The 19,461-nt window shown below is 68.1% G+C and carries 19 protein-coding genes and 1 tRNA gene; 12 read left to right on the top strand and 8 right to left on the bottom strand.

Annotated features, from left to right (window positions below):
- Positions 1 to 659: 659 nt before the first annotated feature.
- The gene (locus ACF08M_RS22440; RefSeq protein ID WP_392187019.1) at positions 660 to 1,031 is read right to left on the bottom strand and encodes a DUF6344 domain-containing protein; all 372 of its coding nucleotides are present in this window, start codon (positions 1,029 to 1,031) and stop codon (positions 660 to 662) included.
- A 306-nt stretch (positions 1,032 to 1,337) separates the two neighbouring features.
- Here ACF08M_RS22440 and ACF08M_RS22435 point away from each other — a divergent pair, with 306 nt between their 5' ends.
- The 3 genes from ACF08M_RS22435 to ACF08M_RS22425 all read left to right on the top strand — a co-directional run bounded on the left by ACF08M_RS22435 (position 1,338) and on the right by ACF08M_RS22425 (position 3,509).
- Entirely contained in the window at positions 1,338 to 1,472 is a 135-nt protein-coding gene (locus ACF08M_RS22435) for a DLW-39 family protein (RefSeq protein WP_003958712.1), read from the top strand.
- 439 nt (positions 1,473 to 1,911) lie between these two features.
- A complete protein-coding gene (locus ACF08M_RS22430) occupies positions 1,912 to 2,100 on the top strand; it encodes a hypothetical protein (protein WP_392187018.1) in 189 nt (62 codons plus the stop codon).
- On the top strand, positions 2,100 to 3,509 hold the full coding sequence (locus ACF08M_RS22425; protein WP_392187017.1) for a hypothetical protein: 1,410 nt from the start codon (positions 2,100 to 2,102) through the stop codon (positions 3,507 to 3,509). Before ACF08M_RS22430 ends, ACF08M_RS22425 begins: the two co-directional genes overlap by 1 nt.
- A gap of 48 nt (positions 3,510 to 3,557) precedes the next feature.
- On the opposite strand, the gene ACF08M_RS22420 is transcribed toward ACF08M_RS22425, so the two are convergent.
- Together ACF08M_RS22420 and ACF08M_RS22415 are read right to left on the bottom strand one after the other, a co-directional pair.
- Positions 3,558 to 4,889, bottom strand: a complete 1,332-nt coding sequence (locus tag ACF08M_RS22420) for a serine/threonine-protein kinase (protein WP_392187016.1) — start codon at positions 4,887 to 4,889, stop codon at positions 3,558 to 3,560.
- Positions 4,890 to 4,969: 80 nt separating this feature from the next.
- Complete coding sequence (locus ACF08M_RS22415; RefSeq protein WP_392187015.1) at positions 4,970 to 5,518, bottom strand: helix-turn-helix domain-containing protein; 549 nt, start codon at positions 5,516 to 5,518, stop codon at positions 4,970 to 4,972.
- Positions 5,519 to 5,688: 170 nt separating this feature from the next.
- On the opposite strand from ACF08M_RS22415, the gene ACF08M_RS22410 reads away from it, so the two are divergent.
- A tRNA-Ala gene (locus ACF08M_RS22410) sits at positions 5,689 to 5,761 on the top strand.
- A 69-nt stretch (positions 5,762 to 5,830) separates the two neighbouring features.
- Here ACF08M_RS22410 and ACF08M_RS22405 read toward each other — a convergent pair.
- Positions 5,831 to 6,565 (bottom strand): DUF5324 family protein, encoded by a 735-nt coding sequence (locus tag ACF08M_RS22405; protein WP_392187014.1) that lies wholly within the window; start codon positions 6,563 to 6,565, stop codon positions 5,831 to 5,833.
- Between the two features lie 448 nt (positions 6,566 to 7,013).
- On the opposite strand from ACF08M_RS22405, the gene ACF08M_RS22400 reads away from it, so the two are divergent.
- Both ACF08M_RS22400 and ACF08M_RS22395 read left to right on the top strand, forming a co-directional pair.
- The gene (locus tag ACF08M_RS22400; RefSeq protein WP_392187013.1) at positions 7,014 to 7,541 is read left to right on the top strand and encodes a peptidylprolyl isomerase; all 528 of its coding nucleotides are present in this window, start codon (positions 7,014 to 7,016) and stop codon (positions 7,539 to 7,541) included.
- Positions 7,542 to 7,695: 154 nt separating this feature from the next.
- Entirely contained in the window at positions 7,696 to 8,595 is a 900-nt protein-coding gene (locus ACF08M_RS22395) for a rhomboid family intramembrane serine protease (protein WP_392187029.1), read from the top strand.
- Positions 8,596 to 9,002: 407 nt separating this feature from the next.
- Here ACF08M_RS22395 and crgA read toward each other — a convergent pair whose 3' ends face one another.
- On the bottom strand, positions 9,003 to 9,257 hold the full coding sequence (crgA, locus tag ACF08M_RS22390; RefSeq protein ID WP_392187012.1) for a cell division protein CrgA: 255 nt from the start codon (positions 9,255 to 9,257) through the stop codon (positions 9,003 to 9,005).
- Positions 9,258 to 9,398: 141 nt separating this feature from the next.
- Here crgA and ACF08M_RS22385 point away from each other — a divergent pair, with 141 nt between their 5' ends.
- From ACF08M_RS22385 to ACF08M_RS22360, 6 genes are read left to right on the top strand one after another with little or no spacing between them, the layout of a single operon-like run.
- Positions 9,399 to 10,166 (top strand): DUF881 domain-containing protein, encoded by a 768-nt coding sequence (locus ACF08M_RS22385; protein WP_392187011.1) that lies wholly within the window; start codon positions 9,399 to 9,401, stop codon positions 10,164 to 10,166.
- A 26-nt stretch (positions 10,167 to 10,192) separates the two neighbouring features.
- Positions 10,193 to 10,891, top strand: a complete 699-nt coding sequence (locus ACF08M_RS22380; protein WP_392187010.1) for a class E sortase — start codon at positions 10,193 to 10,195, stop codon at positions 10,889 to 10,891.
- 57 nt (positions 10,892 to 10,948) lie between these two features.
- A complete protein-coding gene (locus ACF08M_RS22375; protein ID WP_351072028.1) occupies positions 10,949 to 11,131 on the top strand; it encodes a hypothetical protein in 183 nt (60 codons plus the stop codon).
- A complete protein-coding gene (locus tag ACF08M_RS22370) occupies positions 11,128 to 11,766 on the top strand; it encodes an aminodeoxychorismate/anthranilate synthase component II (protein ID WP_392187009.1) in 639 nt (212 codons plus the stop codon). The genes ACF08M_RS22375 and ACF08M_RS22370 overlap by 4 nt, the downstream gene beginning before the upstream one ends.
- Positions 11,763 to 13,253, top strand: a complete 1,491-nt coding sequence (locus tag ACF08M_RS22365) for a class E sortase (RefSeq protein WP_392187008.1) — start codon at positions 11,763 to 11,765, stop codon at positions 13,251 to 13,253. The genes ACF08M_RS22370 and ACF08M_RS22365 overlap by 4 nt, the downstream gene beginning before the upstream one ends.
- A gap of 27 nt (positions 13,254 to 13,280) precedes the next feature.
- The gene (locus ACF08M_RS22360; RefSeq protein ID WP_392187007.1) at positions 13,281 to 14,009 is read left to right on the top strand and encodes a class E sortase; all 729 of its coding nucleotides are present in this window, start codon (positions 13,281 to 13,283) and stop codon (positions 14,007 to 14,009) included.
- Between the two features lie 445 nt (positions 14,010 to 14,454).
- Here ACF08M_RS22360 and pknB read toward each other — a convergent pair whose 3' ends face one another.
- The 3 genes from pknB to ACF08M_RS22345 form a co-directional block, all read right to left on the bottom strand.
- Complete coding sequence (gene pknB, locus ACF08M_RS22355) at positions 14,455 to 16,416, bottom strand: Stk1 family PASTA domain-containing Ser/Thr kinase (protein WP_392187006.1); 1,962 nt, start codon at positions 16,414 to 16,416, stop codon at positions 14,455 to 14,457.
- A 167-nt stretch (positions 16,417 to 16,583) separates the two neighbouring features.
- The gene (locus ACF08M_RS22350; RefSeq protein WP_392187005.1) at positions 16,584 to 18,041 is read right to left on the bottom strand and encodes a peptidoglycan D,D-transpeptidase FtsI family protein; all 1,458 of its coding nucleotides are present in this window, start codon (positions 18,039 to 18,041) and stop codon (positions 16,584 to 16,586) included.
- A complete protein-coding gene (locus tag ACF08M_RS22345) occupies positions 18,038 to 19,450 on the bottom strand; it encodes an FtsW/RodA/SpoVE family cell cycle protein (RefSeq protein WP_392187004.1) in 1,413 nt (470 codons plus the stop codon). Before ACF08M_RS22345 ends, ACF08M_RS22350 begins: the two co-directional genes overlap by 4 nt.
- Positions 19,451 to 19,461 lie beyond the last annotated feature (11 nt).

Raw genomic sequence — 19,461 nt, 5'->3', positions numbered from 1 at the left:
AGGTCGTTCGTACAGTGGCGCGCTCCACCTTGACGCCCTGAACCACGACCGCTCCACGGTGTGTGGGTCGAAGGCGGACGGGATGGGAGCTGGGGCGAGTGGTGGGTTGGGGCGGGTGGCGATGTCAAGCCCGAGCCCGCGAGTGACATCAGCAGATGACACCAACAGCAGCGACCCGGAGCGGTCAACCACGAACCAAGTCGGCAGGTACTCAGGGAGGTGAGCCGGACTTGCCAGCCCCAGAGGCCCGGATAGACCGACCTGATAAGGATGAGGCCACAGGTTCAAATCCTGTTAGCCCCACAGTGAAAACAGCCTGTTAGCCCCACAGTGAAAACAGAAGGCCCGGTGTCTCTTCGGAGACACCGGGCCTTCTGCGTGTGGTCGGTGCGACGGGTTCCGGGTGTGGGCCGGGTACGGTCCGGGCGCGGTCCAGCGTGCGGTTCCGTGTACGGGGTGCGTGTGTCGGGCCGGGTGCCCCCGCTGTTCTCCTTGCCATCCATTCTGCTGTCCTCCTCGCCTGTCTTCTGTCCTCTGGCCCTTGTTCTCTGGCCCCTGTCCTCGCGTCGGGAGGGGGCAGGGCGGGGCTGGAACGCACGGAGAAGCCCCCGCCCGGTGTGAACCGGCCCCGGGGGCTCTGTACGTCGGTTGCGCGGCTCTCACGGTGGGAGGAGGGACGTGTCCCCCGCCGGGGCTCCGTGGGTGGCGCGGGCGGAGCTCCTGCTTTCCGTGGCGTCCGTCGTGTCTGCGGACAGATGCCGGGTGGCGGGTGAGGAGCCGTGTGCCTCGGCGCGGATGCGCTGCTTCATCGTGGGTGGCAGCGCCCTGTCACGCGGAAGGGTCCATCGCACCGACAGGGTGGTCGCGGTTGCCGCGGTCGCACCCGTGTGTTCCTGGTTCGTGGCGGTCGGCTCCGTGGCGCTCGGCTCCGTGGCCGCCGCGGGGGTGCTCATGAGCCCCAGAGCGGCGAGGACCGCGAAGAAGGCGGTGACGAAGGCGGTCCAGATGCTCCTGGCCTTGACGGTGCTCATGGCCCCTCGCTTTCGGGTGGTCCGGTTTGCTTACCTTTCTGATGATGTGGATGTGGCCCGCGAATTCGTGGACCGACGCCGCAGATCTGCCGATCTTCAGATGAACACCACTCGTCTGGTGCAGCCGGGTTTGACGGGCTCGCGCGGGACGATCGGCACGGGCGTGGCCCCCGGTCGGAGCGATTCCCGGGTGATCGCCTTCCCCGGGCGCCAGTTGGGTCGCAGGCAGGTCACCGATCGATATCGGCCGGTGTGTATAGTCGGGCGGCAGAAGTCCCCTACGTCAAGGAAAGACGAGGTCGCGCGGTGAAGAAGCTTCTCCTGGTCGCACTGGCCGCCATCGGCGGGCTCCTCGTGTACCGCCAGATCCAGGCGGATCGCGCCGAGCAGGATCTGTGGACGGAGGCGACTGACTCCGTACCCGCAGGTTCGGGTGTGTGAGACAGAACAGCCTGATTGCGGGCCCCGGTCGCTGAGCGGCCGGGGCTTCGTGCTGTTGCGGGGCCGTGAGCGGGGCCGTGACGCCTGCACTCTTCTTGGATTTGCTTAGGTGAATCAATAGGTTGCGAGAGCAAAAGATCCGGGTTTTTCGGCCGGGTACGTGTGAGGTCACGGGACCGATGCCGTCCGGCTGCGGCTGCCACTGCGGCTGCGGATGTGGATGTTGGGTGTGGATGTTCGGCGCAGGCCGCCCCGGTGGCTGCGCCGGCACGGGGGTCGGTCGGCGGCCGTGGAGCCCAGGGGCGGCGCTGTCTGTCGGACTGTCGTTGCGTGAGGCCGCCGAGGGCCTTCCAGGGCTCGGGTGGTCGTCGGCGCGCTCGGTGCACTGCACATCGGCCTCGCGTACGGCGTCGACGGTTCCCGGACGCACGCCGCTGTCATGGTCAAGAAGCCAGACAAGAAGGGCAATTCGAGCGGCGTCGGAGACAGCAGCGGTACGGGCGGGGCAGGATGGACCGGCATGGCGGCCGCTGCCGGGGCGGGCGCCATGGCGGTGGTGATCGCGGAGCTCGTGTTCGTACGCGGGCGTCGCAGGCGCGCCACACAGACGACGAGGGGAAGCGCGTGATGAGGCAGCGCAACAGGGGCCGGGTGGCGCTGGCCGCCGTCGCGGCGATGTGCGCGGCGGCGGCGCTGCCGGGGGAGGCGTACGCGGCCGGGGAGGACACCGCGTACACCTTCGAGCCCGGGGCGAAGCAGGTCAGCGGCGTAGAGGTCAGCACCGAGGCGTCGGCGCTCACATCCGGATCGGTCTACAAGAGCTCGATCAAGCCCGGCGAGAAGCTCTACTACCGCCTGAACCTCGACGCGAAGACGAACGCGTACGTCTCGGCGGTGGCCGTGCCCAGGGGCGGCGGCCAGGTCGCCTACGGGGATGGCATCACGGTCAGCATCAGGGACAGCACGGACCTGCAGTGCAGCTCGGAGAGCGCCCGGTTCGAGTCGGCGGAATATCCACGTCCGATCGCGGCGTACGCGTACCGGATCACGGCGAAGGACAGCAGCACCTGCCAGGAAGCCGGAACGTACAACGTCCTGATCGAGCGGGAGAGCAAGGCCACGTCCTCACCCGGTGAATGGGACCTGGAACTGCGTTACAAGTCGGAACCGCAGCTGAAATCGCCCGGTTCGATGCCGACCGAGGCGCCGGAGAACTGGCCGTCGGCCTCCCCCGCGCCCCCCACCACCGCCCCGCAGAAGCGGTCGGGCGGCACCAGCTACTACGACGCGACCAGCCTGGAAACCGGCGAGTGGCACGACGACATCGCGCCGGGGCAGACCCGCTTCTACCGGGTGCCGGTGGACTGGGGCCAGCAGATCTTCGCCACCGCCGACCTGAGCAACAACAACGCCTCGGACGAATTCATCGGCAGCGCGCTCGCGGTGTCCCTGGACAATCCGGCCCATGGCCATGTCGACGACGCGACACCGTTGTCGTACTCCGGCAAGCCCGCATCCGTATCGCTGGATCCGCTGCCCCCGGTGGCGTACGAGAACCGCTACAACTCCACCAGCAGCGTCAGCGCCATGCGGTTCGCCGGCTGGTACTACCTGTCGGTGACGCTCAACCCGAAGATCGCGAAGTCGTACGGCGACAAGGCCATCCCGCTGAACCTCAGGATCAAGGTCGAGGGGACGGCGCGGAAGTCGCCGTACGCGGGGAATGCCGGGGACTTCGTGGTCACGCAGGACGACCGGGACATGGCCAAGAGCGGCAAGAGCGACCCCGAGGCGGCCAGGAGCGCCACCATGAGGAAGATCGGCGTGGCCGGGATAGGTGCGGGTGCGGTGCTGGTGCTCGGGCTCGGTGTGTGGACGCTGCTGGCCCGGCGCCGCGCGGTGACCGCGCCGACGGGTCCGGCGGGCCCGGAGGCGTTGCCGGGGCAGACGGCCCCGCCCGGTTCGAACGACCCCGCCGCGGGGAGCCCGGCCGGGGGTGGGCAACCGCCCTACGGCGGCCCGCCGCAGACCTGGTAGCCGGCCGGAACCGCTGCCGCGTACGGCTCGGGGATCCGGCCGACGCACTCAGCTCTGGGTCAGCGCCCAGACACCCACGGCGAAACAGAGCAGCGCCACCAGCAGGACCGGGACCGCCACCTTCAGGGGCGGTCCCGGACGCTTCTGCGGTGCGTGCGCGGGGTACCCCGTGGCGGGAACCTGCGGCTGCCCGGTGGTGTAGGCCCGGGTGAGAGCCGGCTCGTGGTGCACCCCGGCCGTGGAAGCCTGCGAAGGATCCGGTGCGGGTGCGGCGAACGGGGCGGCCGTGTGTGCCGGGAGCGGAGCGGGAGGTGTGGCAGTCTGCGACGGCTGGAGCGGCGATGCGGGCTGCTGCGGAGGCGGCGGGAGGTGGAAGCTGCCCGTCTCCGACATCGGGGCCGGCGGCTGGGTGTAGGGCTGCTGCACGGGCTGCTGGGCCGCCTGGCTCTGCTGTGCGGGTGGTACGGCCTGTGCGTCCTGCACGGCCGTTCTGGGAGGCGTGACCGGTCCGTCAGGCCCGAAACCGGCGGGCAGCGGCCCGAGTTGGTCGAACACCTCCACCGGCTCGTCGTCGACGCCGGGCTCGGGCAGCATGTCCACCGCGGCCGTCAGCGCCTTGCGCGCACCCGTGGCCGTGCGGAACCTGGCCTGGGGATCCGGCTGCAGCAGCCCCGCGAGGACCTGCCACAGCGGCTCGGGAATCCCTTCCGGGGCGCCGGGAGTCCCGTACGCGGCGAAGTGCTCGACGATGGCCTGCGCGTCAGGCTTCTTCCCCTGCAGCAGATACAGCGCCACGAGGCCGACCGCGAACAGGTCCGCGGGGAAATCGGGTTCCGCGCCCATCATCTGCTCCGGCGCAAAATAACCCGGCGTTCCCACCACATAGTTGGTCTCGGTGAGACGCGGCTCGCCCTTGCGCATGGAGATACCGAAGTCGGACAGCCGCAGATGCGGCCGGCCGGTCCCGGTGGCCTCCATCAGGATGTTGGCGGGTTTGATGTCCCGGTGCACGACGCCCTCCGCATGCACCGTCGACAGCCCGGACAGCAGTTGGTCGAGCAGCGTGCAGACGAAACGAGGAGGCAGCGGCCCGTAGTCGCCGATGACATGGGCCAGCGAACCGCCGCTCACCAGATCCATGGTGAACAGGACCTTGTCGTCGTCCGCGGCCCAGCTGGCCGGGGCCAGCACATGCGGATGCTCGATCCGCAGCGCCTGCTCGCGGACGAAGCGCAGCAGCGTGTGTGCGTCGCTCTGCTGGAGGACCTTGGCCGCCACATAGCGGCGGCGCCGGTGGTCCCAGGCACGCCAGACGGCGCCGACCCCACCACGTCCGATCGGATCGATCAGTTCGTACCGACCGGCGAAGACCTCACCCATTGCGCTGCGCCCGCTCCCAGTTCCTGTTTCGGCTCGTGCCCGGCTCTCGGGGTAGTGCCCTAGGACATGTCGGACAGGCCCTAGCTCTGGTGTCCCTCGTAATGCGCCACCGCGTCCGCAGTGCGTCCCGCGCCGTACACCTTGAGGAACTCTGCCAGCTCCGGGTGGGTCAGGGCGAGGGAGTCGGCGGCATCGATGATGTCGCCGGCGGCCGAGACCGACCGCAGCAGCGACTGGATCTCACGCACCACGCGCCGGACGGTCGGGGCGCCGCCGGTGTGGGCGGTCTGGCTGGTTCCGGTGAGGACGGAGCCGCCCTGGGACTTCTTGATCTCTTCCATGCGGTCGGCGGCCTCTCCCGCGCTGACGCTGCCGTCGGAGACCTGACCGGCCAGTTCCTGGAGCGCCTGGACGCGCTGGACGACCGCGGGGTTACCGATCTTGGCCCGCTGGCCGCTCATCAGCTGGGAGAGCATGGGGGCGGACAGCCCGAGCACCGCGGCGAGCCGGGCCTGGTTCAGGCCGAGATCATCGATCAGCCGACGGAAAAGTGCCCCGAGAGGTTCTCCGTACCAACTGCGCTGAAGCTCCCTGGCCCTTGCTGTTGCTTCTTGCTGGGCGGCATCCATGGCGTCTCCCCTTCGCTGCGGCTTCGCTGCTGCGAACCTCGTCGAGCATCTTACGGAGAGTGGTCGCCGACCGGGAGTCCTTGTTTTTTGCAAGATTCCGGGGGGTACCCGGTACTCTGGTCTGCGGCGGTCGCCGAGACACTGAAGTGTCTGGTGCTGTCCGTTTTTTCGGGGCCTTAGCTCAGTTGGTAGAGCGCTGCCTTTGCAAGGCAGATGTCAGGAGTTCGAATCTCCTAGGCTCCACATACGACAGACAGAACGGGCGTCGGAAGACAAGGTCTTCCGACGCCCGTTCCGTTGTGCGGGGACTGCTCAGCGGCGGTCGTCGAGATCGGTGCCGTCCACACCCTCGGGGCCGTCCGTCCCCTTGTTCTCCGCATCGGCCTGTTTGGCCTGGGCCTCCGGGTCGAGCGAAGTCGGGCCGCTGCCGTCGACGGAGGTCAGCGGTGCGCGGTCGGAGACCTCCGTGGGAGCGGGCGGTTCGACCAGCCAGTCCGGGTTGGCCTGCCTGTCCCACCACCTCCAGGCGGCGTAGGCGCCGCCCGCCACGACGCCGGCCACGGCGAACACCTTGAAGAGCCGGCCGGCCTTGGCCCGCCGCTCGTGCTTCCTGGCCAGCTGCCTGATCTCCTTCGCGGTGACCTGCCCACGGAGCGCGGCCAGCGCGGCGGCGCTGCGGGCCGAGGCCTCCTCGGCCACGGGCTGGGCGACGGCCATCGCATGCTCGACACGTGGCACGGTGTAGTCCGCGGCGGTGCGGGCGGCCCGGCGGGTGCGGCGCGCGGCGCGCTGGGCCACCTCGTCGACCTTGGGGGGCACATGGGCACGGGCCAGTTCGATACGTGGTGCGAGATGCGCGTCGTATTGGACGCGCGCCTGCTGGGCTGCCTTCGACACCTTCGGCGCGAGCCGTGTGCGGGCCTCGTATGCGAGATGTGCGGCCTGGTCCTTGGCCGAGTCGGCATAGGGCGCCACCACTTCCGCGGCGTGCTGCACGCTGTCCTTGGCCGAGTCGGTTGCGGCGCGCACGCTGTCGATGCGGGTCACGGGATCCTCCTCCTTGGTGGCGGGTAGGTACTCCGCCTTTCCACCCATTTCGAGATCATGCCCGCCCTGGGCCTGCACGGCATGCGGGACAGGCATCCGGGTCATTCAGGTCATGGCTGACGTTTTCTGGCAATGCGGTGCAAGGGGAGCTTGCCGACGACAATGCCACGGTTCGGTTCAGCCCGCGCCGGTTGGTCACGCACTTGGCCGCATTTGTTCCTGCGGGGAGCGGCAGGGACGCGGTTCCGGGGAAGTCGCAGGCGAACGGGGCGGAGACGGCGCGGTCGCACCGGGCTCCCGATCGGGCAAGGAGGTGACCGGAGTGCGTTCGGGGTGGCGGCCGGACGTCGGAGCGGAAGGTCCGTGCGAGGATCGGTGGAACGTCATCGCAGACCTGACGTCACCCACCGCGGACGTGACGTCACCGAAGACTCACGGAAGGCAGATCGTGGCTGAGCAGCTTTACGCCACCTTGAAGACCAATCAGGGTGACATCGAGATCCGGCTTCTGCCGAACCATGCACCCAAGACGGTCAAGAACTTCGTCGAGCTCGCCCAGGGCGAGCGTGAGTGGACGCATCCCGAGACCGGCAAGAAGTCCACGGACCGGCTGTACGACGGCACCGTCTTCCACCGCGTCATCAGCGGCTTCATGATCCAGGGCGGCGACCCGCTGGGCAACGGCACCGGTGGTCCGGGATACGAGTTCGGTGACGAGTTCCACCCCGACCTCAGCTTCAACAAGCCGTACCTGCTGGCCATGGCCAACGCCGGCCCGGGCACCAACGGTTCGCAGTTCTTCGTGACGGTTGCGCCGACCGCCTGGCTGACCGGCAAGCACACCATCTTCGGCGAGGTCGTCGACCCCGCCGGCCAGAAGGTCGTGGACGCCATCGCGTCCGCCCAGACCAACCCCCGTACCGACCGCCCGCTGAAGGACGTCGTGATCGAGTCGGTCGTCATCGAGAACCGGTGATCACTAGTGGTCATCGGGTGATCACTGGCTGATTGCCCTCTCGGGAACCAACCGCCCTGCTCGTCCGTACTTGTTACATAGCGGACGAGCAGGGCGGCGTTGTGCGCACCGCCGCTACGACGAGGACCGAGAGGACCGGGAAGCCATGGGGCCGATGGACCAGCAGCCGCCGGGAGAGCAGGACCGGTCCGCCACCGCGGACGGCTCGGTGAGCTGCTACCGCCACGCCGGCCGTGCGACGCATATCCGCTGCGTCCGCTGCGACCGCCCGATCTGTCCCGAGTGCATGGTCAACGCCTCGGTCGGCTTCCAGTGCCCGGACTGCGTCCGCCAGGGATCCGGCACGGGACACGGCCCGGCCGCCCAACAGCCCCGGACCGTCGCCGGCGGCAGCATCGTGGCCGACCCCCGCCTCATCACCAAGATCCTCCTCGGCATCAACGTCGCCGTGTACATCGCCGTGCGGGCCAACGGCGAGCTGGTCAACGAGCTGCTGCTGCTCGGCCGCGCCACGACCTACTTCGGCGGTCCGCTGGAAGGTGTCGCCGAGGGCCAGTGGTACCGGCTGTTCACGTCGATGTTCCTGCACCAGGAGGTGTGGCACATCGTCTTCAACATGCTGGGGCTGTGGTGGCTCGGCGGGCCGCTGGAGGCGGCGCTCGGCCGTGCCCGTTACCTCACGCTCTACATGCTCTCCGGCCTGGCGGGCGGCGCCCTCACCTACTGGCTCGCCGCGCCCGAACAGGGCTCGCTCGGTGCCTCCGGGGCGATCTTCGGCCTGCTGGGCGCCACCGCCGTGCTCATGCGCCGGCTCAACTACGACATGCGCCCGGTCTTCGTGCTTCTCGCGGTGAACCTGGTCATCACCTTCAACCCCTGGGGCGGAATCGCCTGGCAGGCGCATGTCGGCGGCCTGATCGCGGGCACCCTGATCGCGATCGGCATGGTGCACGCACCCCGTGAGCGGCGCGCACTCGTGCAGTACGGCACCTGCGCCCTGGTCCTGGTGGCCGTGGTCGCCATCGTCATGGCCAGAACAGCCGCGCTCACCTGAGACCGCTCACCTGAGACCGCTTGCTCGGGAACAGCCGCGCCTGCCTGAGAACGCTTGCCCTGCCCGCGCACAGTCGCGCCTGCCCGAGCGGACACCGCCACAGACCCGGTTCTCCCCGGGGTTCTTCCTTGACCGGCGTCCACAGCGTCGGTTGTCCACAGCGCGTGCCAGACTTGTGCATTCTGTGGGAACAACTGTGCCCCTTGTCGCTGAGCTGGGTTTTTCCAGCAGGGACAAGGGGCGCGCCATCCCTCGGCGAGGGAGACTGCAGTCACATCGGCGTCAACAGCCAGAGAGTTATCCACAGATCGTCTGACCTTTTCCCCTGCCTGTGGATAACGCTGTGGGTAACTCGGGGCAAGGGTTGCGGGACCGGGTCCCGCTGTGGGATCAGATGCCCTGTGGCACTACTTCCACTGCGTGGAGACGCCGAAGCCGCCGGCGATGAAGCCGAAGCCGACGACGATGTTCCAGTTCCCCAGTGAATCGATCGGCAGTTGGCCGTCGGTCACGTAGAAAACGACGATCCAGGCCAGACCGATCAGGAAGAGCGCCAGCATCACCGGCGCCACCCAGCTGCGGCTGGTCAGCTTTATGTTGGTTGCCTGCTTCGCCGGAGGGGGCGTGAAGTCGGCCTTCTTGCGGATACGTGACTTCGGCACGAGGAACTCTCCTGTCGATGCGCTGCGTGACCGCGCAGGGAACTGTGGCTGGCGCCGGGGCGGGGCGCGAGGGGGAATGCTGCCTCCCCGGGGCGTCCGTTAGCGTAGTGCTTCCGTGGCTCCGAAGGAGATAAGGGTACGTTGAGCAATTCTGCCGACTCCCCCCGAGGACCGGTCCGGCGTACCTTCCGGCACCCGGTCCGGGTGCTCACCGCTGCCGTCTTCGCTCTCGCCGGACTGATCTTCGTCACCAGTGCCAACACGGCCAAGGGCACCAACATCCGCACCGACTCCTCGCTGCTGAAGCTCTCCGACCTCATCCAGCAGCGCAGCGGCAAGAACGCCCAACTGGACGAGACCAACGCGTCCGCGCGCGAGGACATCGACACCCTCGTACGCCGCGACGACGGCAGCACCGAGGCGGAGGACACCCGGCTGAAGGCGCTGGAGCGGGCCGCGGGCACCACAGAGCTCACCGGCCGGTCCGTGTCCGTCACCCTCGACGACGCCCCGCCCAACGCCACCGCCAACCCCGGCTACCCCGACCCGCAACCCAATGACCTGGTCATCCACCAGCAAGACCTGCAGGCGGTCGTCAACGCCCTCTGGCAGGGCGGCGCCCAGGGCATCCAGGTCATGGACCAGCGGCTGATCTCCACGAGCGCGGTCCGCTGCGTCGGCAACACCCTGATCCTCCAGGGCCGGGTCTACTCCCCGCCGTACAAGATCACCGCAGTCGGCGACCCGGCCGAACTGAAGCGGGGACTCGACAACTCCCCGGCGATCAGCAACTACCTGCTGTACGTGAAGGCGTACGGTCTCGGCTGGAAAGTCGACGAGCACGAGGCGGTGACTCTTCCCGGCTATTCGGGCACAGTGGACCTCCACTATGCGGAGCCGGCGAAGTAGCGAGCATCTGTGGGGAGGCCGACGGGGTGTCGGTGCGACTGATCGTGAGGACGTTCAGTGAACTCTGCATCACCGTCGGTGCCCTGATCGTGCTCTTCGTGGTGTACGTGCTGTTCTGGACCGGAGTGAAGGCCGCGGGCGCGACCGAGGGACAGATCGACACCCTGCGCAGTCAGTGGGCGCGGGGAACGGTGTCCGCCCCCGCGCCGGACACATCCCCGAAACCGTCGGCGCCGCCCGCCCCCGCGGAATACCGGGACGGCAAGCCGTTCGCGATGCTGTACATTCCCCGCTTCGGCAGGGGCTGGGAGTGGCCCGTCCTGGAGAACACCGAGGTCAGGACCTTGCAGAAGGGGCTCGGCCACTACCGGGGAACCGCCCGGCTCGGCGCGACGGGCAACTTCGCGGTGGCCGGGCACCGCCGCACGTACGGGGACCCGTTCAAGGACTTCCCGAAGCTGCGCCCGGGCGACGCGGTCCTGCTGACGGACGGGACGACGTGGTTCACGTACCGCATCGACGAGAAGCCCTACCGGACGGTGCCGGGCGACATCGGGGTCATCGACCCCGTACCCCGCAAGTCGGGCTTCGACGGGCCGGGCCGTTATCTGACGCTGACCACGTGCGACCCCGAATGGGGCAGCAGCCACCGGCTGATCGCCTGGGCGCACCTCGATGCGACCCAGCCCGTGACCGACGGCAAGCCGGCAGCTTTCCACAGCTGACCCACGCTCCCGCCCCCGCCCTTTAGTCTGGTCCCGTACCGAATGGGAGGGGACAGCATGTACGGCTGGATCTGGCGGCATCTGCCGGGCAACGCATGGGTGCGTGCGCTCATCTCGCTCGTGCTGGTGCTGGCCGTCGTCTACGCACTTTTCCAGTACGTCTTCCCCTGGGCGGAGCCGCTGCTTCCGTTCGGTGATGTGACGGTCGACGGCTCGACCGGGACGGGGGCCGGACAGTGAGCGCCCGCATCCTTGTCGTGGACAACTACGACAGCTTTGTCTTCAACCTCGTCCAGTACCTCTACCAGCTCGGTGCCGAGTGCGAAGTGCTGCGCAACGACGAGGTGACCACGGCACACGCCCAGGACGGCTTCGACGGAGTGCTCCTGTCACCCGGCCCCGGCACCCCGGAGCAGGCAGGTGTCTGCGTCGACATGGTCCGCCACTGCGCGGACACGGGCGTCCCGGTCTTCGGTGTCTGCCTCGGGATGCAGTCGATGGCGGTGGCGTACGGAGGTGTGGTGGACCGCGCCCCGGAGTTGCTGCACGGCAAGACCTCGCTGGTGACCCATGAGGGCACCGGGGTCTTCACCGGCCTGCCGTCCCCCTTCACCGCGACCCGCTACCACTCGCTCGCCGCCGAACCCGACACCGTCCCGCCGGAGCTGGAGGTGACGGCGCGCACCACCGACGGCATCATCATGGGGCTGCGCCACCGCGAACTGGCGGTGGAGGGCGTGCAGTTCCATCCGGAGTCGGTGCTGACCGAGCACGGCCATCTGATGCTGGCCAACTGGCTGGCACAGTGCGGCGACACAGCAGCCGTCGCGCGGTCGGTGGGGCTCGCGCCGGTGGTGGGCAAGGCCGCCGCGTGACGGCACTCCGCCCCGAACACGACGCCGGAGAGGACGGCCCGTACGAGCAAGGAGCGTACGAGGCCGCAGGCGTGTTCGAGGCGGCGGTTGACCAGCTGGCGGACCCGTTGAACGATCCGCTGCCGGGACAGCACGCCTCGCCGTGGTTCCGGTCCGGCAGCCTCCTGCCGGAGGAGCCCGGGGAGCCGGGTGTGGAGCAGAGGCGCGGGCGGGGGCTGCACCGGGCACCGGATCCCGGGACGCAGGAACCGCAGACGCGGACGCACGCGCAGACACCGGGACAAGCACCGGGGCAGACACCGGGACAAGCACCCGGACCGGCGTCGCAGGGAGTGCAGGGCCCGGCGGGGACCCCGCGGGAGTGGTACGACCCCGAGGGGTTCGAACGGGACTGGTACGGGCAGCAGACGCCCGCGTCGGCACCCCGGGTGCAGCCCGTCCCCAAGCCCCTTCCCGTGAACGAGCAGACGGCCGTGCTGCGGGCGGCGGACACCCGCCGCCCGGTCGGTCAGGCGGTGACGAACCGGCAGCCGAATACCGGGCCGGAGCCGGGACTCGGACGGGTGCCGGTGCCGACGAGCGATGCGGAAGGCATCACGGAACCGGAAGCGGAAGCGGAGCCGGAACGGGGCCCGGAGCCCGGTGCGGCCGATCCGGAACCGCGTACCGGAGGCCGCGCCGAGCGCCGACGCGCGGCGAAGGGGCGCGGCCGCCGACGTACCGGATCACGGCCGGAGGCCACGGCAACGGCTGTGCCGTCGGCCACGAAGCCGATGTCGCGTGTCGAGGCCCGGCGCGCGGCGCGCGCGGCCAAGGACAGCCCGGCCGTTGTCGCCAGCCGGGTCGTCGGAGAGCTGTTCATCACGCTCGGTGTGCTGATGCTGCTGTTCGTCACCTACCAGCTGTGGTGGACGAACGTGCGCGCCGACCAGTACGCCGGCAAGCAGACGCACAAGATCCAGGACGACTGGGCGAAGGGCGACCGCGACCCGGGAGTGTTCGAGGCGGGGCAGGGATTCGCCATCATCCACATCCCGAAACTGGACGTCGTCGCTCCGATCGCCGAGGGCATCAGCAAGGAGAAGGTCCTCGACCGGGGCATGATCGGCCACTACAGCGAAGGCACGCTGCGCACCGCGATGCCGTCCGCCAAGCAGGGCAACTTCGCGCTGGCGGGCCACCGCAACACGCACGGCGAACCGTTCCGTTACATCAACAGGCTGCGCCCCGGCGACCTGATCGTGGTCGAGACGCAGGACGCCTACTACACGTACGAGGCGACGAAGACCCTTCCGCAGACTTCGCCGTCCAATGTCTCGGTGATCGGTGCGGTGCCGCCCGGTTCGGGGTTCACCGGGCCGGGCCGGTACCTCACCCTGACGACCTGTACGCCGGAATTCACGAGTACGTACCGTTTGATCGTCTGGGGCAAGATGGTCGACGAACGACCGCGCAGCAAGGGGAAGCCCGACGCGCTCATGGGCTGAAACATCATCACGACAGGGACGGGTGCGGTGACAGCGAGGACCGAGCACGAAGAGCAAATCGGTGAGTCCGCGCCCCCGCCGCGGCGCGGAGTCCGCCATCCCGTCGCGACCACGATCAGCATCTTCGGTGAACTGCTGATCACCGCGGGCCTGGTGCTGGGGCTCTTCGTCGTCTACTCCCTCTGGTGGACGAACGTGCTCGCCGATCGCGAGGCCACCAAACAGGGCCACACCGTCCGCGACCGGTGGGCGGGCGGGCCGGGCGCGCTGGACACCAAGGACGGCATCGGCTTCCTGCACGTTCCGTCGATGAAGAACGGCGAAGTGCTCGTCAAGAAGGGCACCGACACCGAGAACCTCAACGACGGTATCGCGGGTTACTACACGGACCCGGTGAAGTCGGCTCTCCCCTGGGACGACAAGGGCAACTTCACCCTGGCGGCACACCGCGACGGGCACGGTGCCAAGTTCCACAACATCGACAAGGTGCAGACGGGGGACGCGGTCGTCTTCGAGACCAGGGACACCTGGTACGTCTACAAGGTCTTCAAGGAGCTTCCCGAGACATCCAAGTACAACGTCGACGTCCTGCAGGCGGTGCCCAAGGGTTCGGGAGCGAAGAAGCCCGGCAGCTACATCACACTGACCACCTGCACACCGGTCTACACCTCGAAGTACCGCTACATCGTGTGGGGCGAGCTGGTGCGTACGGAGAAGGTGGACAAGGACCGTACGAAGCCGGCGGAGCTTCGCTGAGGCCTCTCGTCGATACGCTGAGCCGGGCCCGAAGTCGCAACCGGTCCTTGCGACTTCGGGCCTTCTGCCGTTCTGGGTCTACTCGAGTATCCGCAGCTTCGCGCCCGCGTCTCCTCCCGGAGCAGCATGGGTGCCGTCACCTCGAAGCAGGCACGGACTCCGGCGGTGGTCACGTGCATACCGTCCGGCGACAAGGACAGCGGTGTCACCGGGGCGAGTGCCGTCCGCCCGGTGAGGCTCTGACGTGAAGCCTGTGATCCACCGGAGCGGTCTCGTCGATCACGCTCCTGATGGGCGAAGACACGATCGGTTCGCGGTCGCCTGTGCGGTACATCGGGTCGGAGTCGGCGTGCCTGGCACGGCAAAGGGCCCCGGCACCGTTGCGGTGCCGGGGCCCTTTGGCATTCGGTGCGGCTCGGGGTCAGTGCCGTCGTGAGCCGGACGGTCAGTCGAAGAAGTTGCCGTTTCCGCCGCCACCGCTCGGCAGGGTCCACACGTTGACCGCGCTGTTCTTGTCGACCTGCTGGCCGGCACCGGGCTGGTAGGTGATGACCTTCGCGTTGTCGTCATTCGGTCCCTGCACCTGGCCGAGCTGCAGCCCCGCCCCGGCGAGCAGGGCCTTCGCCTCGCCAAGGGTCTTGCCCTGCAGGTCGGGAACCGAGGCCTTCTCGGGCTGCTGCGGGCCCTTCGAGACCGTCAGGACGATCTGAGCGGTCAGCGGCTGCGCCGAGTCGGGCGGCGGGGTCTGACTGATCACCTGGTTCGCGGTCTTCTCCGAATCCACATCGGTCCTGGAGACGTTCTTGAAGCCCAGGCCGTTGAGCTGGGCCACCGCGGCGTCGTAGTCCCGGTCGGTCACGTTCGGCACTTTCTGGGTGGCCTGCTTGGCGACCGTGATCGTGACCTCGGAGTTCTTCTCGGCCTTCGCGCCGCCCTCGGGATTCTGGGTGATGACCGTACCTGCGGGCTTGCCGGACTCGACGGTGGTGACATTCACCGTGAAGCCCTTCTCCACAAGGTTCTTGCGGGCGTTCTCCTCGGACTTCTCCGTGACGTCCGGCACCTCGACCTTCGGCGCGCCGGTGGAGACGACGACCGTGACAACCTCCTTCTCCGCCATCTTGCCGTCGGCGGTCGGGGTCTGGCTGCAGATCTTGCCCTTGGCCTGGTCCTCGCACGGTTCGTGCGAGCCGACCTTGAGGACGACTTCGGCGTTCTTCGCGAGGTTCTCCGCCTTCGGCACGGTCAAGCCGACCATGTTCGGTACATCGACGCTGTTGCTGTTGCTGTTGGTGTCACTGAACACCGACCGGCCGATCAGGATCGCGCCGATCAGCACCAGGACACCCGCGACGATCAGCAGGATCGTCGAGGTGTTGCTCTTCCTCTGGCGCCGACGGCCCGATCGGTCGTCGTAGCCGCCGTCGTCCGGGTTGACCGGGGGCAGCATGGACGTGGGCGCGCCATTCTGATCGGCGGCGTGCAGCGCGGTGGTGGGCTGGTCGTTGCCGTATCCGTCGTAGCCGCCGTAACCGGGCGCACCCATCGCCGCAGTGGCGGCGACCGGCTGGCCGTCGAGGCAGGCCTCGATGTCGGCGCGCATCTCGTCGGCCGACTGGTAGCGGTAGTCGGGGTCCTTGACCAGGGCCTTCAACACGATCGCGTCCATCTCGGGCGTGATCTCGGGATCGAAGTTGCTGGGCTTCTGCGGCTCTTCCCGTACGTGCTGGTAGGCAACCGCGACGGGCGAATCCCCGATGAACGGCGGCCGGACCGTCAACAGCTCGTAGAGCAGGCAGCCGGTCGAGTACAGGTCGGAGCGTGCGTCGACCTGCTCGCCCTTGGCCTGCTCCGGGGAGAGGTACTGGGCGGTGCCGATGACGGCCGAGGTCTGGGTCATCGTCATACCGGAGTCGCCCATGGCGCGGGCGATGCCGAAGTCCATGACCTTGACCTGGCCGGTGCGCGTCAGCATGACGTTCGCCGGCTTGATGTCGCGGTGGACGATGCCCGCGCGGTGCGAGTACTCCAGCGCCTGGAGGATGCCGACGGTCATCTCCAGGGTGCGCTCGGGCAGCAGCTTGCGGCCGGAGTGCAGAAGTTCTCTGAGCGTCGACCCGTCGACGTACTCCATGACGATGTACGGGATGGAGACCCCGTCGACGTAGTCCTCACCGGTGTCGTAGACAGCGACGATCGCCGGGTGGTTGAGCGAGGCGGCGGACTGGGCCTCACGGCGGAACCGGGCCTGGAAGGACGGATCGCGGGCCAGATCGGCCCGCAGTGTCTTCACCGCTACGGTGCGGCCGAGCCGGGTGTCGTGTGCGAGGTAGACCTCGGCCATGCCACCACGGCCGAGCACCGAGCCCAGCTCGTACCGGCCGCCGAGGCGACGCGGCTCTTCCATAACTGTTCCAGCCCTCTCCGTCAGTCCCGACCGCACCGGTGTGCGGTCCGGCGGTGTGCTGCTCGCGCATACGCTACCGGCCGCGCACCATCTGATCGGCCCGGAGTCCGGACCTGATATCTGACCGGTATCCCAATGTGCAGGTATGGCACCCGATGTGATGGGCATCACCTTCTGCTGTCGATGACCGCCTTCATCACATCCCGTGCGATCGGGGCGGCCAGACCGCCACCGGATACGTCGTCGCGGTTGGCCTGGCTGTCCTCGACGACCACGGCGACGGCGACCGGGGAGCCCTTGTCGGTCTTGGCGTACGAGATGAACCAGGCGTACGGCTTCTCGCTGTTGTTGAGGCCGTGCTGGGCCGTACCCGTCTTGCCACCGACGGTGACGCCGGGGATCTTGGCTTTCGTTCCCGTGCCGTTCTCGACGACAGTCTCCATCATCTGCTGGAGCTTCTGGGCGTTCTCACCCGAGAGGGGCTGGCTGAGCTGCTCCTTCTCGTGGGTGTAGATCGCGTCCAGGTTGGGGGCCTGGCGCTCGGCGACCATGTACGGCTGCATCAGCTTGCCGTCGTTGGCGACCGCGGCGGCGACCATCGCCATCTGCAGCGGGGTGGCGCGGTTGGACGCCTGGCCGATGCCGGCCATGGCGTTCTGCGGGCGGTTGTCCTTGGGGTAGACGCTGGCGTCGGCGCGGACCGGGGTGAAGATCTCCTTGTTGAAGCCGAACTTTTTGGCCTCGTCGATCATCTTCTGGTTGCCGAGATCGTCACTGATCTTGCCGAAGACGGTGTTGCAGGACCACCGCAGCGCTTCCCGGAGCGAGGCGTTCTCGCACGGGATGTTGCCCTCGTTGTCGAGGTTGCCGGTGGTCAGCGGGAGCCGCCAGGGCAGCGGGGAGTTCGTCTTGTCGTCGATGCCCTTGTACAGCCCGTTCTCCAGGGCTGCGGCGGCGGTGACGACCTTGAAGGTCGAGCCGGGCGGGTAGGTCTCGCGCAATGCCCTGTTGAGCATCGGCTTGTCCTTGTCCTTGGAGAGCTTCTGCCAGGCCTTGGAGTCGGCGTCGGAGTTGCCCGCGAAGGTGGAGGGGTCGTACGACGGGGTGCTGACGAGGGCCAGGATGGCGCCGGTCTGCGGGTCGAGCGCGGCGACGGCGCCCTTCTTGTCGCCGAGCCCCTTGAAGGCGGCCTTCTGGGCGGCGCCGTTGAGGGTGGTGACGACGTTGCCGCCCTGCTTCTTCTCACCGGTGAACATCGACAGGGTCCGGTTGAAGAAGAGCTGGTCGTCGTTGCCGGTGAGGATGCCGTCCTCGATCTTTTCGAGGAAGTTGGCGTCGAAGGCCTGCGAGGAGTACCCGGTGACGGGTGCCCACATGGGGCCGTTCTTCCAGACGCGCTTGTACTTGAAGTCGCCCACCTTGGTCTCGACCGACCCCGTCACGGGGTTGCCGTCGACGATGATGTTGCCGCGCTCGTGTGCGTAACGCTCGATGCGGACGCGGCGGTTCTCGTCGCGGCTGTTCAGCTCGTCGGCGCGGACGTACTGGAGGTAGTTGGTCCGCACCAGGAGAGCCAGGATGAGGACTCCGCAGAAGATCGCGATCCGGCGCAGAGGCTTGTTCACGGTCGGACCACCTGGGTCATCTCGGCGTCGGGCGACGGTGCGGGGGCCGGCGCGGGGCGTCGAGCGGTGTCGCTGATCCTGATCAGGATGGCGATCAGTGCCCAGTTGGCCAGCACGGACGAGCCGCCGTACGCGAGGAACGGCATGGTCATACCGCTGAGCGGGATGAGCCCCATGACACCGCCGGCGACCACGAAGACCTGGATGGCGAAGGCCCCGGACAGCCCGATGGCGAGCAGCTTGCCGAAGGGGTCACGGGCGGCGAGCGCGGTGCGGACGCCCCGCTCGATGATCAGGCCGTAGATCAGCAGGACGGCCATCATCCCGGCCAGGCCCAGCTCCTCGCCGACGGTGGAGAGGATGAAGTCGGCGTTGGCGGCGAAGCCGATCAGGTCGGAGTGCCCCTGCCCCCAGCCGGTTCCCAGTGTGCCGCCCGAACCGAACGACATGATGGCGTTCGAGATCTGCTCGCAGGCTCCATTGGTCTCGAAGCAGGCGAACGGGTCCTGCCAGGCGGTCACACGGGCCTGCACATGAGACTCGAAGGACGCCACACCCACCGCGCCCACCGCGGACATCAGCAGACCGAAGACGATCCAGCTGGTTCGCTCGGTGGCGACGTACAGCATCACGACGAAGAGGCCGAAGAACAGCAGCGAGGTGCCGAGGTCCGTCTCGAAGACCAGGATCAGGATCGACAGGGCCCAGATCGTGATGATCGGTCCGAGGTCGCGTCCGCGCGGCAGGTACAGCCCCATGAAGCGGCGGCTGGCCAGCGCCAGCGCATCACGCTTCACCATGAGGTAGCCGGAGAAGAACACCGCGATCAGGATCTTGGCGAACTCTCCCGGCTGGATCGTGAACGGGCCGAGGCTGATCCAGATCTTCGCGCCGTTCACCGCGGGGAAGAACATCGGCAGGATCAGCAGGATCAGCGCCGCGACCATCGAGATGTAGGTGTAGCGCTGGAGGATGCGATGGTCCTTGAGGATCATCAGCACGGCGACGAAGAGGGCGACGCCGATCGCCGAGTACAACAGCTGCTTCGGGGCATCCGGGCTGTACGCCCCGTACAGGGTCTCCGCACGCTGGATCAGCCTCGGCGACTGGTCCAGTCGCCAGATCAGCACCAGCCCCAGGCCGTTGAGCAGGGTGGCGAGCGGGAGCAGCAGCGGATCCGCATAGGGCGCGAACTTGCGCACCATGAGGTGGGCGACGCCGCCGAGCAGGATGAGCCCGCCTCCGTATCCGAACATGCCGGACGGGAGCTTGCCGTCCATGGCGAGCCCGACGTTGGCGTAGGCGAACACCGAGATGGCGACGGCGAAGACCATCATCATCAGTTCGGTGTTGCGACGGCTCGGTGCGTCGATCGCGCCGATCGTGGTCGTATTGGTGACAACGCTCATGGTGCTGAAGG

Source organism: Streptomyces sp. NPDC015032 (assembly GCF_043080425.1).
Classification (GTDB): Bacteria; Actinomycetota; Actinomycetes; order Streptomycetales; family Streptomycetaceae; genus Streptomyces.
This window is presented reverse-complemented; position numbering and strand designations above follow the sequence as displayed.